General features: G+C 71.9%; 14 protein-coding genes. 5 read left to right on the forward strand and 9 right to left on the reverse strand.

Going from position 1 to position 14,123, the window contains the following annotated elements; all coding sequences use genetic code 11:
* Positions 1–1,472: amidohydrolase (locus ESO86_RS03710; RefSeq protein ID WP_207207006.1), on the reverse strand; the 1,472-nt coding region annotated here is incomplete at its 3' end.
* Positions 1,469–2,917: an APC family permease gene (locus ESO86_RS03715; RefSeq protein WP_129233540.1), complete on the reverse strand. Its 1,449-nt coding sequence runs from the start codon at positions 2,915–2,917 to the stop codon at positions 1,469–1,471. The genes ESO86_RS03710 and ESO86_RS03715, both read right to left, overlap by 4 nt.
* A 123-nt stretch (positions 2,918–3,040) precedes the next feature.
* Between ESO86_RS03715 and ESO86_RS03720 the strand changes: the two genes are divergently transcribed.
* A complete protein-coding gene (locus ESO86_RS03720) occupies positions 3,041–3,661 on the forward strand; it encodes a TetR/AcrR family transcriptional regulator (protein ID WP_129233541.1) in 621 nt (206 codons plus the stop codon).
* A gap of 118 nt (positions 3,662–3,779) precedes the next feature.
* On the forward strand, positions 3,780–4,283 hold the full coding sequence (locus ESO86_RS03725) for a hypothetical protein (protein ID WP_129233542.1): 504 nt from the start codon (positions 3,780–3,782) through the stop codon (positions 4,281–4,283).
* Positions 4,284–4,339: 56 nt separating this feature from the next.
* Here the strand turns inward: ESO86_RS03725 and ESO86_RS03730 are convergent, their stop codons facing one another.
* The 3 genes from ESO86_RS03730 to ESO86_RS03740 form a co-directional block, all read right to left on the reverse strand.
* Positions 4,340–4,660, reverse strand: coding sequence for a hypothetical protein (locus ESO86_RS03730; protein WP_129233543.1), 321 nt, complete (start codon positions 4,658–4,660; stop codon positions 4,340–4,342).
* Between the two features lie 83 nt (positions 4,661–4,743).
* Positions 4,744–5,793 (reverse strand): lipoate-protein ligase LplAB, encoded by a 1,050-nt coding sequence (gene lplAB, locus ESO86_RS03735; RefSeq protein WP_129233544.1) that lies wholly within the window; start codon positions 5,791–5,793, stop codon positions 4,744–4,746.
* 96 nt (positions 5,794–5,889) lie between these two features.
* On the reverse strand, positions 5,890–7,125 hold the full coding sequence (locus ESO86_RS03740; RefSeq protein WP_129233545.1) for a glycoside hydrolase family 6 protein: 1,236 nt from the start codon (positions 7,123–7,125) through the stop codon (positions 5,890–5,892).
* 187 nt (positions 7,126–7,312) lie between these two features.
* On the opposite strand from ESO86_RS03740, the gene ESO86_RS03745 reads away from it, so the two are divergent.
* Positions 7,313–7,975: a histidine phosphatase family protein gene (locus ESO86_RS03745; RefSeq protein WP_129233546.1), complete on the forward strand. Its 663-nt coding sequence runs from the start codon at positions 7,313–7,315 to the stop codon at positions 7,973–7,975.
* Between the two features lie 51 nt (positions 7,976–8,026).
* On the opposite strand, the gene ESO86_RS03750 is transcribed toward ESO86_RS03745, so the two are convergent.
* Genes ESO86_RS03750 through ESO86_RS03765 form a run of 4 tightly spaced genes read right to left on the reverse strand, consistent with a single transcriptional unit; the run spans position 8,027 to position 12,405 of the window.
* Positions 8,027–8,875: an alpha/beta fold hydrolase gene (locus tag ESO86_RS03750; protein WP_129233547.1), complete on the reverse strand. Its 849-nt coding sequence runs from the start codon at positions 8,873–8,875 to the stop codon at positions 8,027–8,029.
* A 40-nt stretch (positions 8,876–8,915) separates the two neighbouring features.
* Complete coding sequence (locus ESO86_RS03755; RefSeq protein WP_129233548.1) at positions 8,916–9,761, reverse strand: transglutaminase family protein; 846 nt, start codon at positions 9,759–9,761, stop codon at positions 8,916–8,918.
* Positions 9,758–10,687 (reverse strand): alpha-E domain-containing protein, encoded by a 930-nt coding sequence (locus ESO86_RS03760; RefSeq protein WP_129233549.1) that lies wholly within the window; start codon positions 10,685–10,687, stop codon positions 9,758–9,760. The genes ESO86_RS03755 and ESO86_RS03760 overlap by 4 nt, the downstream gene beginning before the upstream one ends.
* Entirely contained in the window at positions 10,681–12,405 is a 1,725-nt protein-coding gene (locus tag ESO86_RS03765) for a circularly permuted type 2 ATP-grasp protein (RefSeq protein ID WP_129233550.1), read from the reverse strand. The genes ESO86_RS03760 and ESO86_RS03765 overlap by 7 nt, the downstream gene beginning before the upstream one ends.
* 102 nt (positions 12,406–12,507) lie before the next feature.
* Between ESO86_RS03765 and ESO86_RS03770 the strand changes: the two genes are divergently transcribed.
* Both ESO86_RS03770 and ESO86_RS03775 read left to right on the forward strand, forming a co-directional pair.
* Positions 12,508–12,975, forward strand: a complete 468-nt coding sequence (locus tag ESO86_RS03770) for a MarR family winged helix-turn-helix transcriptional regulator (RefSeq protein WP_129233551.1) — start codon at positions 12,508–12,510, stop codon at positions 12,973–12,975.
* Positions 12,976–12,980: 5 nt separating this feature from the next.
* The coding region (locus ESO86_RS03775; RefSeq protein ID WP_129233552.1) for an MFS transporter at positions 12,981–14,123 on the forward strand (1,143 nt) is incomplete at its 3' end.

The raw sequence follows: 14,123 nt of genomic DNA on the forward strand, positions 1-14,123 counted from the left end.
GCGCCGCCGACCGTGTAGGCCTCCAGCGCGCGGTCGAGGCCCACGCGCTCGGGCGCCGTCCAGGCGGCCGAGCCGTCGAGCCCCGCGCGCGTCGCGGCGGAGTAGAGCCCCACGAGCGGATCCATCTCGCCGACCTGCCAGTCGCTCGAGAACGCGACCGTCGCACCTGACTCGATGAGGCTCCGGAAGCGCCACGCCCGGCTCCACCGGTGCTCGCCGACGTTCTCCATCCAAGTGCCTGCGACCAGGTCGGGCGAGCAGTGCCGCGGCTGCATCGCCGCGGTGACGCCGAGCGCGGCGAAGCGCGGCAGGTCGTCGGGGTGGAGGCACTCGACGTGCACGATGCCGTGGCGGCGGTCGACCGTGCCGTTGGTGCGGGTCGCCTGCTCGATCGCGTCGAGCGCGAGGCGGATGCCGCCGTCCCCCGTCGCGTGCGTGTGGGTCTGGAAGCCCATGCGGTCGAGCTCGGTGATCACGCCGACGAGTTCGCGGCCGGCGTCACCGGGGTACGACGGCCGGCCGCGCACGCCGGGCCGGTTCGCGTAGTCGTCGAGCATGAGCGCGGTGTGCGGCTCGATGACGTCGTCGGCGTAGAGCTTCAGTGGACCGAGCCGCAGGAGTCCGCCTCGGTCGGGCGAGGCCGACGCGCGGTCGACCGCACCGCGAAGCTCGCCGCGGAACGCGGCATCCGCCCCGACCGGATGGAACAGCGCAGCGATCGCGCGCGAGGTGAGCACCCCCTCGCCGAGCGCGCGTTCGAAGAGCGGCAGCTCCGCGAGCGGCACCTGGGGCTCGACCACCGTCGTGATGCCGAGCGAGGTCGCCATGCGCATGCTGCCGCGGAGCTTCCGGTACCTGCGCTCGGGCGAGTACATCGGGATGTCGCGCTGCAGCGCCGTGAGCCCGGCGACCGTCATCGCGCTCGTGTAGAAGTCGGTCACCCAGCCGGTGGCCTCGCCGTCGGCGTCGCGCTCGGGACGACCCCATGCGAGGTCGCCTCCGTCGGCGACTCCGAGGGCGCGGAGCGCGTTCGCGTCGAGCCAGACCGAGTGCTGGTCGTAGGTGGTGACCAGGATCGGACGACCGAGCGGGTCGAGACCGGCGAGGTCACGGGCGTTCGGCCGCCGTCCGTCGACGACCGAGTAGACCGCGTTCTCCGCGCAGATCCAGCCGAGGTCCGGCCGGCGGGCGGCGAACGCCGCGATGCGCCGTCGCACCTCGTCGAGCGTCGATGCGCCCTCCAACGAGATCGCGTCCTCGTCGAACCCGAGCAGCAGGTGGTTGTGGCTGTCGACGATCCCGGGCGTCACCAGCCTCCCGTTCGCGTCGAGGGTGCGGGCGGCGGCGGGCGCGTCTGCGACGTCGCCCACCCAGGCGATGCGCCCGTCGGCGATGCCGACCGCCTCGGCCCAGGGGGCGCGCGGGTCGAACGTGCGCACGCGCGCCCCGGTGATCAGCAGGTCGAGCCTCACTTCGCGGGCTCCCACTCGTCGTCCTCGGCCGCGAGCAGGTGCGCGGTGCCGGGGTTCCGGCGGAGGTACAGGCCGTAGTACGCGAACCCCGCGACGACGATGCCGATCGCGATGCCGAGGCTGACCCATTGGGCGGGGTCGAGGATTCCGATGACGAAGATCGACGCGATCGCGATGAGCGAGACCACCGGGGCGAGCGGGTACAGCGGCATGCGGAACGTGCCGGTCAGGTCCTCCCCGGCGCGCGCGGCGGCATCGGACTGGCGACGCACGACGAGCGCTGCCAGGGCGATGAAGCCGTAGCTGAAGGCCAGGGTCGAGCCGGTCGCGTTCAGCAGGACGTCGAATGGGATGAAGCACGCGGCGAGGGCGAGCGCGCCCATCACGACGGTGGCCGCGACCGGCATGCGCGTGGCAGGTGAGATCGTTGCCAGGGGCGTGGCGACGGCCGCGGGCAGTGCCCGGTCGCGGGCAGCGGCGAACAGCAGCCGGCCCGACTGGAGCGCGATCGCGATGATGGCGTTCACGATCGCGAGCGCCACGGCCACGAGCACGACGATCGTGATCGCATCACCCGAGCGGGCGGAGAGGAAGGTCTCGACGGGAAGCGCGGCGCCGAAGAGCTCCTCGAGCGAGTCGGCGCCGAGCAGGATCGCGGTGAGCGGCACGAGCTCGGCGAGCACCGTGATGACGGCGCTCCAGATGACGGCGCGGGCGATGGAACGTCGGGCGTTGCGCGTCTCCTCCGCGAAGTAGATGGCACCGCCGTAGCCGTTGTACGAGAAGATGCCCTGCGTGATCGCCAGGACCAGGCCGGCGATGCCGAGCGGCGCGAGGCCGCCGGTGGCGGTGTCGAGCGCCTGCGGGTCGAGGAGGTCGGTGATCGGACGTTCGACGTGCACGAGGCCGAGCACGGCGAGCAGCGCGAGCGCGGCCATCTCGACGACGAGGAAGGCGCCGGTGACCCAGGCGTTCGCGCGGATGTTGAAGCACGCGGTGACCGTGGCGAGCACGATGACGACGATGGCCGTCCAGAGCGGGTCGAGGCCGGCGATCGCGACGCCGAGGTAGTCGGCGACCCCGAGTGCGAAGATCGCGACGATGAGCGGCAGCGTCACGAGGCTGATGAGGAACACGGCGGCACCGGACGCCGGGCCGAGCACCCGACTGACGAGCGAGTAGTCGCCCCCCGCGATCGGATGCCGCGAGCCGAGCTCGGCGTAGCAGTACGCGATGAGCAGGCTGATCACGCCCGCGAGTGCGAAGCCCCAGAACACGCCGGTGCCGTACACGGCCAGGGCGGCGCCGCCGAGGATGAAGACGCTCGAGGCGGGCGAGATGCCCGAGAGGGTGATGAGCACGTTGCCGCCGACGCCGAGCGAGCGCGAGAGCTTCGCGCCGTGCGTCGTCGTGGCGGCGGTGTCGAGGGCGGGCGGTGTGGTCATGTCGGTCTCTCTTCGTCGGGAGCACGTCGTGTTCCGGGGGCGATGGCGCTGGTCGATTCATTATTTGACACCAACGTCAATGAACTCGATGAGTGTGGCAGGGCGATCGGCTAGTGTCAAGGAATGGCTCGACCGCGCAACCAGCGGGCCCGCCGCGACGCGCTCATCCAGGCGACGTACGACGCCGGCCACCGGCACGGGCTCAGGTCGCTCTCGCTCACCGACGTCGCCGCCCAGGCGGGGCTCACGCGAGGTGCGATCCTCTACTACTACGAGGACCTCGACGCGCTGCTCGTCGAGGCGCACGCCGCGGGTATCGAGCGCTTCTGCGACGCCCGCGACGCGCGGATCGCCGAGCTCGACGACCCGAGCGCGCAGCTCTCCGCCGCCATCGAGGGCGGGTTGCCGAGCGGACCCGACGACGCCCTCATGAGCCTCCTCTACGAGTTCGACGTGCTCGCGGGGAAGTCGGCGCTGCACGATGAGCTCGTGCAGAAGCTCTACCTGCGCCAGCTCGACACCTACCGGCGAATCGTCAGGGCCGGACGGGAGAGCGGGACCTTCGCTCCGCGACTCGACGACGACCGACTCGCGATGACGTTCGTCGCGCTCGAGGACGCCTACGGCCTGCACATCGTCGGCGGCAACGCGCTCATGACCGTCGCGACGGCGTCGGCGGCGATGCGCGAGGTGGCCGCCGACCTGGGCTGCCCGAGCGTCGTCGCCGAGGTCGCAGCGGACTGACGCGTGCGACGGCCGGCCGCCTCAGCGGTCCAAGGTCCCGGCCGGGCGCGCGCGAGCCCTACTACCGTGATGGCCGACGGCACGGCCGGGGTCGTCACGCGGACGGGGAGCGGGGTTCATGCGCGCGTTGGTGGTGTACGAGACGATCTGGGGCAACACGGGCGCCCTCGCCGAGGCTGCAGCCGAAGGACTGCGCGGAAGCGCGGGCGTCGATCGGGTCGACGTCGTGGCCGCGACCGAGGCTCCTGCCGCGATCGACTCCGAGATCGACCTCGTGGTCGTCGGCGGACCGACGCACGCGTTCTCGATGTCGACCGCGTCGTCGCGGAGCAACGCCCGTCAGCAGGGAGCGACGGACATCCCGGCTCGCGGCATCAGGGAGTGGATCGCCGAACTCGCACCGCCGTCGTCGGCGGTCGCCGTCGCGACGTTCGACACGCGGACGGTGCATCCGCGCCTCCCCGGGTCGGCGGCGAAGAAGGCCATGAAGGCGCTCGTGTCGAAGGGGTTCCGGCCGGTGGATTCACCCAAGACATTCGGCGTGCACGGCTACTCGGGCCCGATCGCGGACGGCGAGCTCGAGCGGGCACGCGAGTGGGGTGCGACGCTCACGGACGCGTAGCGCCGCGTCGCGGCATCCGCCTGCAGCCCGGACTTCCGGAGCGCCGAACGCGCGGGTCAGCGGTGGACGTCGAGCCGGATGCGACCGCGGAACCGGTCGGGGTCGCCCTCGTCGGCGTCGGCGGCGGCGAACGCGATGCCCTTGTCTCCGTCGCCGGGCACCGGGGCCGGAACGGGCAGCCGCGCCTGGCGGTCGACCTCGACCTGCGCCTCGTACTTGCGGGGCGCGAAGACCTCGTCGCCGATCATCATGACGGCCGACCCGCTGGGCTTGCCCTGCTTCGTCTTGTCGGAGAGGTCGATCCAGCCCTTGCGCGTGGCGAACACGCCGAACGCGATCACCGCGCCGGCGATGATCAGGATCATCCACCAGTCCACCCGGCGATTCTAGACGCCGTGACTCCCCCTCACGTTCAGGGGTTCCACAGGACCGGTCTCGCGTCCCCCCGGACGCTCCCTCGTCAGGGCACCCGCTGCAGCCAGTCCTCGGTCGCGAACTTCGAGGCGACGAGCGCCTCGGCCTCGGCGAGCTCGTCGGCCGTGACCGCTCCGGGCGTCGCACCGTACAGGCCCGCGAACGTCTCCTTCAGTCGCTCGATGACCTCGGCGCGGGCCAGCCCGGTCTGCGAGCGCAGCGGGTCGACGCGCTTCGCCGCCGACGCGATGCCCTTGTCGCTGATCTTCTCGCGGCCGATGCGCAGCACCTCGAGCATCTTCGCGTTGTCGAGGTCGTACGCCATGGTCACGTGGTGCAGCACGCCGCCCGAGCCGAGGCGCTTCTGCGCGGCGCCGCCGATCTTGCCCGCCGGGCTCGCGATGTCGTTCAGCGGCTGGTACGTGGCCTCGATGCCGAGCGAGCGCAGGCCCTGCAGCACCCAGTCGTCGAGGAACGCGTACGAGTCGGCGAAGCTCATGCCCTGCACGAGCTCGGCGGGCACGTACAGCGAGTAGGTGACGACGTTGCCCTTCTCCATCATCATCGCGCCGCCGCCCGAGATGCGGCGGACCACGTCGAAGCCGTAGCGGGCGGCGCCCTCCGGGTCGACCTCGTTCCTCACCGACTGGAACGAGCCGATCACGACGGCCGACTCCTCCCACTCCCAGAACCGCAGCGTGGGCTTGCGGCGGCCCTCGCCGACGCGCGTCGCGAGCACCTCGTCGAGCGCCAGGTGCACGCGCGGCGGCACGGCGGCGTCGTGCACGATCTCCCACTCGTAGTCCGACCAGGTCCGGGCATCGGTCATCGCGCGGCGCACCGCCACGGCGATCGCGTCCGCCGAGAACCCGAGCATGACCGCGTCGGGCCGCAGCCCCTTCGTGATCGCCGCGGCGATCTGCTTGGCATCGGATGCCGCGGGCAGCCCGTCGAGCGCCCGGTTCAGGTCGCCCAGCGCCTCGTCGGGTTCGAGGAAGAAGTCGCCCGCGACGCGGGCGTTGCGGATCGCCCCGTCGACGACGTCGAAGTCGACGACCACGAGCTTGCCGCCGGGGACCTTGTACTCACCGTGCATGCGACCAGCCTACGGATGCCGCGGGGTCCTGCGTCCGTCGGGCGGGAACCGGCGCCGGCGTTCCGGGGTCGCGCCGGCTCCCGCCCCGGCGGGGCGCTACGGGGAGACCGGCGGCACCGCGTTCGCGATGAGCTCGTCGGCCATCTCGACGAACCACTGCCCGGCGGCCGGGTCGACCATGCCGCGCTCCGGGTCCTCGGGGCCGGCGGTGCCCCGCAGGCACTGGCCGTCGGACTCGCCGGGCACCTTCACCCAGAGGTGGGCGTCGATCAGCGGGTCGCCCGTGTCGGTCGTCGGGCGCAGGCCGAGGCCGCGGTCGGGCGGGTTGCACCAGACCTGCGGGTCCGGGTGGACGGCGGTCGGCGTCCACGGTCCGACGCCGTTCCGGCTGGTGTCGATCACGAAGTGCGCCTGCGAGTCGGGATCGCGCTGGAGCCCGGTGTCGGCGTAGGCCTGGTCGTAGGCGGCATCCGTCAGCTCCCACGTCGAGAAGTCGGACGGGTTCGCCGGATAGTACTGGCTCCCGCACCATTCCCGCTGCCACCACGAGTTCAGGTCGAGCTGGATGCACTCCGAGATCCAGGTGCCGTACTTCTGCTGCCGCTCGGTGGTCTCGTAGTTGGAGACGTTCAGGAAGAAGCCGTCGGCGCGCTCGACTCCGGCCTTGATGAGCCGGTCGGCGACGTCGCCGACCCCGAGCCACGCCGAGTGCGTCCCGTCGAGGTAGACGGCGGTGTTCGGCAGCGCCGCGAAGGCGTCGACCGCGTGGTTCAGCATCGCGAACCGCTCGTCGGCGGCCGTCGCGGCATCCGCCTCGGCCGGCTGGCACCACTCGAGCTGGCCGTTGATCGTCGTGTACCAGGGGATGATGCCGAGCCCGTCGGGCTCGAGGATCACGACGGCGTCCTTGTTGCCGATGCCCTTGGCGTAGCCGTCGATCCAGGCCGTGTACTCGGCAACGGTGGTCGCACCGCCGGCGGAGTACTGCGCGCAGTCGCGGAACGGGATGTTGTAGGCGACGAGCACGGGCACCTCGCCGGCCGCGTGTGCGGCCGAGACCACGCGCTTGACGTCGCGCTTGGCCTCGTTCGGCGTGCCGCCGTTGATCCACGTGGCGCTCGGGAACGAGCCGAGCAGCAGCGCGTCGGCGCGGGCATCGCCCTCGAGTGCCGCGGCCGCCGCGATGGTCGTGCTCGCCGGGTTCGTCCAGAGGTCGACCTCGGGTCGGAGCACGTCATTCGCGGCGTACGCGGGGGATGCGGCGAGGGCAGCGGCGGCGAGTGCGGCGGCGACGCCGACGGCGAGTACCTTCGGTTGGCGCGGAGTCTTCATCGATTCTCCTGGCTTCTCAGTCTTCATCGACAGTGGATGTGCGTCCGGCGTCGTGCACCGGCATCCCATGAGAGCGCTCTCACGCGACACAGCCTGCCGTGCTGCCTCCATGGCTGTCAAGGGCTCGCAGGCCACGGGCGTAGGCTCGGCCACGGACCATCCGTTCGGCTGCGAGGGGGATGCCGCGATGACCACCCTGTACCTGGCACGACACGGCGAGACCGTGTGGCACGGCGAGCACCGCTACGCGGGCTCGACCGACATCGACCTCACCGCGAACGGGCTCTCCCAGGCCGACCAGCTCGCGGAGTGGGCGTCGCGCGCGCGGCTCTCGGCGGTCGTGTCCTCGACGCTCACCCGGGCGCAGGCGAGCGCGGAGCCCGCCGCCGCAGCGGCCGACCTCGAACTGCGCACCGACCCGAGGCTCGTCGAGATCGACTTCGGCGACGGCGAGGGCCTCGCTCCCCGCGAACTGTCGGAGCGGATGCCCGAGGCCTGGGCGGCGTTCGGCCGGAATCCCGCCCGCAGCCCGCTGCCCGGCGGCGAATCGGGCATCGACGGCATCGCACGCGCCGAACCCGCGCTGCGCGAACTCGTCGAGGAGTTCGGCATCGGCGACGCGACGGTCGGCGGATCCGCCGACTCCCGGCGCGGTCGCCGGGTGCTCGTCGTGTTCCACGGCACGCTGCTCCGGCTCCTGCTGTGCGAGTGGCTGGGCGTCGACCCCGACCGCTATCGGGACCTGTTCCCCGAGGTCGCCAACTGCGCGCTCACCGAGGTCCGGTTCGAACGGGTCGACGGGCGGGTGCAGCCGCGCCTCATCGGGTTCAACGTCCCGGCGCTGCGCTGACGGGCGAGATCCGGATGCCGCCTCCTCCGACGCGGCATCCGTCGTCGCCGCTCAGTCGACCGCGAAGCGCTCGTCGAGCCAGCGGATGAGGTCGCCGCGGACCTCCTCCTGGTTCGTCTCGTTGAAGATCTCGTGGCGGGCGCCGTCGTACACGGTGAGGGTGACGTCGGCGAGGCGGCCTCGCGAGGCGTAGGCGTTGGCGAGCCTCAGCGCGCTCTTCTCGCCGCCGAGCGAGTCGTCGGAACCGACCATGATGAGCAGCGGGAGCTCCTCGGGGAGGTTCCGCCCCGGGCGGCCGAGCAGGCGGGCGGCCTCGATCAGCCCGAACAGCTCCTGCAGCGGCACCGCGGTCGTGTACGGGTCGGCGACGAACGCCTCCGCCACTGCCGGATCGCGGGAGAGCCATTCGAGGCCGGTGGTCCCGAGGTGCCGATGGCGGCGGTTCAGGTCGCCCGAGTTCATGTGGATCGGCGTCCGATACGCCGTTCCGGTGAGCACCACCGCATCCCAGTCGTGCGGGTGCCGTTCGAGCAGGATCTGCGCCATCAGCGAGCCCCACGAGTGCCCGAGGAGCACGAGCGGCACCTCGTCGCCCTCGGTCTCGCGGATGATCCCGGTGAAGAGGTGCACGTCGTGGATCGCCGCGCGCAGTCCGCCCGGTCCGAGCCTGCCCATCCGGTCGAGGTCGCCGCCGTGCTGCTCGAACCCGGTCTGTCCGTGCCCCCGGTGGTCGTCGGCCCAGACCGAGTAGCCCGCGGCGTTCAGCGCCTCCACGAGGGCGCCGTAGCGCCCGATGTGCTCGCCCACGCCGTGCACCAGCTGGACGACCGCGACCGGCTCGGGCACGCGCCAGTGCTGGTAGTGGATGCGCACGCCCTGGGGGTCGGTGAAGGTCGGCATGCGCTCATCCTGCCACCGGCGGGCGGCCGGCGACGCGAGGTCAGGCCTCGCGCGTGACCTCGACCGTCACGAACAGCTCGGATGCGCTCGGGCCCGCGTACACCCCGCGGAGCGGGGCCACGTCGGTGTAGTCGCGTCCTCGTCCGACGAGCACGTGCAGCTCGCCCGCCTCGGCGAGGTTGGTGGGGTCGTAGCCGCGCCATGCGCCGGAGAACCACTCCACCCACGCATGCGACTCGCCGGCGACCGTCACGCCGACGGGCGCCTCGCGGTCGGGGTGCAGGTACCCCGAGACGTACCGCGCCGGGATGCCGACCGAGCGGAGCGCCCCCACGACGAGGTGCGCCATGTCCTGGCAGACGCCCTTGCGTTCGGACCACGCCTCCCGGGCCGTGGAGTTCACCGCCGTGACGCCCGTGACGTACTCGACGGCGTCGCCGATGGCACGGCTGATCTCGAGCGCGGTCTCGCCGACCGGCATGCCCTCGGCGGCGATCTCCGCGGCGAGCGCGGCGACCTCGTCGGGAGGCTCGGTGGCCACTGTCTGCGTCGAGAACTCGACGAACGGCACGCTGGAGACGCGGATCGCGGCGAGCTCGTCCCACGTCGGCTCGGGGCCGCGGCCGGGCACGGGACGCACCTCGACCACGCTCGTCGCGGTCACCGAGAGCTCCCGGTGCGGCGTCAGCACCTCGAACGTCGAGACGCGGGTGCCCCAGTAGTCGAGGTAGGCGTGCTGGGTCGCGCCCGGGCGGATGTCGAGCGCGGCGTGCATCACGAACTGCTCGCCGCCCGAGTACGGCAGCATCCGCGCCTCGTTGTAGGAGGCGGTCGCGGCCTCCTCGTACGCGAAGCCCGTGCGATGGACGATGCGCAGTCGGCTCATGAGACCTCCCCGATCCAGACCGGCACGGCGCTCGTCGGGAAGTAGCGCTGACGGATCGCATCGGTGGCAGCCGAGACGAACTCCTGCACGCGTTCCATGTTCCCCGAGAGGTCGTGCAGGATGTCGCCGATCGGCCGGTACTCGAGCTCGGAGCGGATCTGGCCCAGCAGCCGCTGCGCCTGGTCGGTGACGCCGACGCGGCCCGCACGCGGGTCGATCTCGCGCAGCGATTCCTCGGCGCGGATGACGCTCGAGATGATCGAGCGCGGGAACAGCCGGTCGAGCAGCAGGAACTCCGCAGCCGAGAGCGTCGACGGAACCCCGCGGTAGCTGCGCAGGTACGCCTCGTAGCCGCCGCAGCTGCGCAGGATGGTCGTCCAGCTCGGCCCGCTCGCCTCGGTGAGCGATCGCGTCGCGAGCAGGCGGGCGGTCATGTCGGCCCGCTCGACGGCCCGGCCGAGGCTGAAGAAGTGCCAGGCCTCGTCACGGCTCGAGGCCGAGTCGACGACGCCGACGGCGAGCGCGGAACGGTCGCGGACCCAGCGGAAGAACTCGTGGGTCTTGTCGGATGCCACGTGGCGGGGCATCCGCGCATTCGTGTGGTTGATCGCCTCCCACAGCTCGGTCGAGACGATCTCCCGCGCCCGGCGCGCGTTCTCGCGTGCCGCGGTGACCGAGTGCGCGATGGACGCCGGATGGTGCGGGTCGACCGCGAGCAGCGCGATCACGTCCTGCGGGCCGAGGCTCACGTCGTCGTTGGGCTCGCTGCCCATGACCGCCATCAGGGCGCGGCAGGCTGAGTCCTCGTCGATCCACGGGTCCTCGAGCAGGAGCTGGAGGTGGACGTCGAGGATGCGCGCCGTGCCGTCGCTGCGCTCGATGTAGCGACCGATCCAGAACAGGCTCTCCGCGATGCGGCTCAGCATGGCTCCGCCTCCCCTCGGGTCGGACGCCGCGATGGTCGCTGCTGCTGCTGTTGCTGTTGCTGCTGCCGGACCGGGGCGTCCTCGTCCTGCGGCGAGGACTCCGGGCGGTGCCGGTGGTGCGGGCTGGCGGCGGCGCCGTCGCCGAGCAGCGGGATGGCGGCGGTCACGGGCGCGGTCGCCTGGTCCGCGACGATCGACCCGACGCGCGCTCCGGACGGGTTCGGGCTCGGCACGATGCCCGCGACCGGGCCCGTCGTGACCGAGTCGTCGAGCACCCAGGTGTCCTTCGACCCGCCGCCCTGGCTGGAGTTGACGACCAACTGCCCCTCGGGCAGCGCGACGCGCGTGAGTCCGCCGGGGAGCACCCAGACGTTCTCGCCGTCGTTCACCGCGAACGGGCGCAGGTCGGCGTGGCGGGGACGCATCCCGTCCTCGACGAGCGTCGGCAGCGTCGAGAGCTGCACGACGGGCTGCGCGATCCAGCCCCTGGGGTCGGCGAGGAGTCGGGCGCGGAGCTCGGCGAGTTCGCCGCGCGAGGCGTCGGGACCGACCACCAGCCCCTTGCCCCCGGAGCCGTCGACGGGCTTGACCACGAGCTGGTCGAGCCGGTCGAGCACCTCGGCGAGCGCCTCGGGCTCCTCGAGCCGCCAGGTGTCGACGTTCGGCAGGATGGGCTCCTCGCCGAGGTAGTACCTGATGAGGTCGGGGACGTAGGTGTACACGAGCTTGTCGTCGGCGACGCCGTTGCCGACCGCGTTCGCGATCGTGACGTGGCCGAGCCGGGCGGCGAGCATGAGTCCCGGCGCGCCCAGCACCGAGTCGGGCCGGAACTGCTGCGGGTCGAGGAACTCGTCGTCGACCCGGCGGTAGATGACGTCGACGCGGGTGGGGCCGGCGGTGGTGCGCATCCAGACGCGACCGCCCGAGCAGAACAGGTCGCGCCCCTCGACGAGCTCGACGCCCATGAGCCGGGCGAGCAGCGTGTGCTCGTAGTACGCCGAGTTGTACACGCCGGGGGTCAGGACCACGATGTTCGGCTCGTCGACCCCCTCGGGCGCGCTCGCGCGGAGCGCCTGCAGCAGCCGGTTCGGGTAGTCGCCGACCGGCCGGACGCGCATCGACGTGAAGAGCTCGGGCAGCGTCTGGGCCATCACGCGACGGTTCGAGATCACGTAGCTGACCCCGCTCGGCACGCGCACGTTGTCCTCGAGCACGCGCCAGTCGCCGACCTCGTCGCGGATGACGTCGATGCCGGCGACGTGGATGCGCACGCCGTTCGCGGCGACGATCCCCGCGGCCTGCCGGTGGAAGTGGCTGGACGAGCTGAGGAGCGCCGCCGGGATCACGCCGTCGCGGACGCAGTCCTGCGGGCCGTAGACGTCGCCGAGGAACCGCTCGAGCGCTCGGACGCGCTGGGCGACGCCGGCCTCGACGACGTTCCACTCCCGCGCCGCGATCACGCGGGGCACGGCGTCGAGCGGGAACGGCCGCTCCTCGCCCGCAAAGTCGAACGTGACGCCCTGGGCGAGGTAGCTGCTCGCGAGCGCGTCGGTGCGGCCGCGGAGCTCGTCCTGGGTCATCCGCGCGAGCGCCGGGTAGAGCTCGCGGTAGGGCTCGCGGACGCTGACGGAGTCGGAGGGGAACATCTCGTCCCACGGTCGTTCACGACTCCGCCGTCTCGACCGCGTCGCCGCGTATCCGTCGAAGAGGCTTCCCATGTCCTGACTGTTCCAGTCGAGCGTTTCGAGGGTGTTACCGACGCGAGTCTACGGGAAATCGCGGAGGAATCATTAGGCACCCTAATTTGTTAGGCTAACGATATGACCGACATCCTCGCCTCGACGGGCGCGCACCCCCGCGTACGGCGGCCGTCCCTCGCCGAGCAGAGCACCGAGCTCCGCCTCGCGGTCATGCGCCTCGCCCGCCGCATCCGCCAGGAACGCGCCGACGCCGAGCTGAGCGCCACGCAGTACGCGGCGCTCGCCTGGACCGCGAGCGAGGGCCCCCTCACGCCCGGACGCCTGGCCGAGCTCGAACGGGTCACGCCGCCGTCGATGAACCGCACCGTGAACTGCCTCGTCGATTCCGGGCTGCTCGTGCGCGAGAGCTCGCCCGACGACGGCCGCAAGGTGCTGCTCCACGCGACCGACGCGGGCCATGAGATCGTCCGCGAGACCCGCCGACGCCGCGACGCCTGGCTCGCCAAGCGGTTCGCCACCCTCTCCGCCGACGAGCGCGACACGCTCGCCGCCGCCACCGACATCCTCAGGAGGCTCACCGACCAGTGAGATCCATGTTCCGCTCCCTCGCCTCCGTCGACTACCGCATCTGGTTCGTCGGCGCACTCGTCTCGAACATCGGCGCCTGGATGCAGGCCACGGCCCAGAGCTGGGTCGTGCTCACCGAGCTCACCGACAACGACGCGCTCGCGGTCGGCATCACGATGGCCCTGCAGTTCGCACCGCAACTGCTGCTCGTGCCCGTGACCGGCCTCATCGCCGATCGCTTCGAGCGCCGGAAGATCCTGATGTTCACGCAGTCGGCGCTCATGCTGCTCGGGCTCGCGCTCGGACTCCTGCTCATCCTCGGGCACGCGGAACTCTGGCACCTCTACGTCTTCGCCGGGCTGCTCGGCATCGTGAACGCCGTCGACATCCCCGCCCGCCAGACGTTCGTCGCCGACCTCGTCTCGTCGTCGAACATGTCGAACGCGGTCGCGCTCAACTCGGCGTCGTTCAACGCGGCGCGCATGATCGGCCCGGCCCTCGCGGGCGTCCTCATCGTGCTCGTCGGCACGGGCTGGGTGTTCGTCATCAACGCGATCACGTTCATCGCGGTCCTCGTCGCGCTCGCGCGGCTCCGGCGTTCGAACCTGCGACGGATGCCGCGGGCCCCCCGCCAGCGCGGCGCGTTCGTCGCGGGCTTCCGCTACGTGGCCGGACGCCCCGACCTCGTCGTCGTGTTCGTGATGGTCTTCCTCGTCGGCGCCTTCGGCATGAACTTCCCGATCTTCGCCTCGACGATGGCGGTCGAGTTCGGGCGCGGCGCCGGCGAGTACGGCCTGCTGTCGTCGATCCTCGCGATCGGCTCGCTGACGGGCGCCCTGCTCGCGGCCAAGCGCGAGCGCGCCCGCATCCGCGTCATCATCGGGGCGGTCGCCTTCTTCGGGCTCGCGTCGGCGGTCGCCGCAGTCATGCCGACCTACTGGCTGTTCGCGGCATCCACCGTCTTGATCGGCTTCACGGTCGTGACGATGCTGACGACCGCGAACGGCTACGTGCAGACCACGACCGACCCGCTCCTGCGGGGTCGCGTCATGGCGCTCTACATGGCGATCCTCTCGGGCGGAACGCCGGTCGGCGCGCCGATCGTGGGCGCCGTCGCGAACGCCTGGGGCCCGCGCTGGGCGCTGGGCGTGGCCGCGGTGGCGGCGGGC

It is taken from the genome of Agromyces binzhouensis, assembly GCF_004135055.1.
GTDB lineage: Bacteria > Actinomycetota > Actinomycetes > Actinomycetales > Microbacteriaceae > Agromyces > Agromyces binzhouensis.